Consider the following 1,839-nt stretch of genomic DNA (forward strand, 5'->3'; position numbering starts at 1 on the left):
TGCTCCTGTTGTTTGAGAACTCAATAGTGTGCCAAGTTTGTTGATACCAATTATTTATTGGTTGAAGTGCCGTGGCGTGCCGCCCCTGTGGTGTGTCGCGGTTTTATCAGCCTGGTTTGAATTTAGTGCAGTGTCTTTGGTCGTTTTCCCGGCTATTGGTGCTGTGTCTGTTTGAAACATTAACGGAGAGTTTGATCCTGGCTCAGGACGAACGCTGGCGGCGTGCTTAACACATGCAAGTCGAACGATGATCCGGTGCTTGCACCGGGGATTAGTGGCGAACGGGTGAGTAACACGTGAGTAACCTGCCCTTGACTCTGGGATAAGCCTGGGAAACCGGGTCTAATACCGGATATGACCTGTCACCGCATGGTGGTGGGTGGAAAGATTTTTTGGTCTTGGATGGACTCGCGGCCTATCAGCTTGTTGGTGGGGTAATGGCCTACCAAGGCGACGACGGGTAGCCGGCCTGAGAGGGTGACCGGCCACACTGGGACTGAGACACGGCCCAGACTCCTACGGGAGGCAGCAGTGGGGAATATTGCACAATGGGCGCAAGCCTGATGCAGCGACGCCGCGTGAGGGATGAATGCCTTCGGGTTGTAAACCTCTTTCAGCAGGGAAGAAGCGAAAGTGACGGTACCTGCAGAAGAAGCGCCGGCTAACTACGTGCCAGCAGCCGCGGTAATACGTAGGGCGCAAGCGTTGTCCGGAATTATTGGGCGTAAAGAGCTCGTAGGCGGTTTGTCGCGTCTGCTGTGAAAGCCCGGGGCTCAACCCCGGGTCTGCAGTGGGTACGGGCAGACTAGAGTGCAGTAGGGGAGACTGGAATTCCTGGTGTAGCGGTGAAATGCGCAGATATCAGGAGGAACACCGATGGCGAAGGCAGGTCTCTGGGCTGTAACTGACGCTGAGGAGCGAAAGCATGGGGAGCGAACAGGATTAGATACCCTGGTAGTCCATGCCGTAAACGTTGGGCACTAGGTGTGGGGGACATTCCACGTTTTCCGCGCCGTAGCTAACGCATTAAGTGCCCCGCCTGGGGAGTACGGCCGCAAGGCTAAAACTCAAAGGAATTGACGGGGGCCCGCACAAGCGGCGGAGCATGCGGATTAATTCGATGCAACGCGAAGAACCTTACCAAGGCTTGACATGGGCCGGACCGGGCTGGAAACAGTCCTTCCCTTCGGGGCCGGTTCACAGGTGGTGCATGGTTGTCGTCAGCTCGTGTCGTGAGATGTTGGGTTAAGTCCCGCAACGAGCGCAACCCTCGTTCCATGTTGCCAGCGCGTAATGGCGGGGACTCATGGGAGACTGCCGGGGTCAACTCGGAGGAAGGTGGGGACGACGTCAAATCATCATGCCCCTTATGTCTTGGGCTTCACGCATGCTACAATGGCCGGTACAATGGGTTGCGATACTGTGAGGTGGAGCTAATCCCAAAAAGCCGGTCTCAGTTCGGATTGGGGTCTGCAACTCGACCCCATGAAGTCGGAGTCGCTAGTAATCGCAGATCAGCAACGCTGCGGTGAATACGTTCCCGGGCCTTGTACACACCGCCCGTCAAGTCACGAAAGTTGGTAACACCCGAAGCCGGTGGCCTAACCCCTTGTGGGAGGGAGCCGTCGAAGGTGGGACCGGCGATTGGGACTAAGTCGTAACAAGGTAGCCGTACCGGAAGGTGCGGCTGGATCACCTCCTTTCTAAGGAGCTTCCTCGAACCGTTCCCGGCGCGCCTTCAGTGCGGGTTGGGTGGTTTGCAGGGCAAGCCCGTTGCGGACACGCAAGTTGTCCGGCGGGTGCTCATGGGTGGAATATCAACGGATTCGGTGTCTGCCG

Annotated in this window: 1 rRNA gene; it reads left to right on the plus strand. The window is 57.0% G+C overall.

From position 1 onward, the window contains the following. Positions 1-179: 179 nt before the first annotated feature. A 16S ribosomal RNA gene (locus AB0N75_RS18800) occupies positions 180-1,703 on the plus strand. Positions 1,704-1,839: the final 136 nt, after the last annotated feature.

This window comes from Arthrobacter sp. NPDC089319 (assembly GCF_040684925.1).
Classification (GTDB): domain Bacteria; phylum Actinomycetota; class Actinomycetes; order Actinomycetales; family Micrococcaceae; genus Crystallibacter.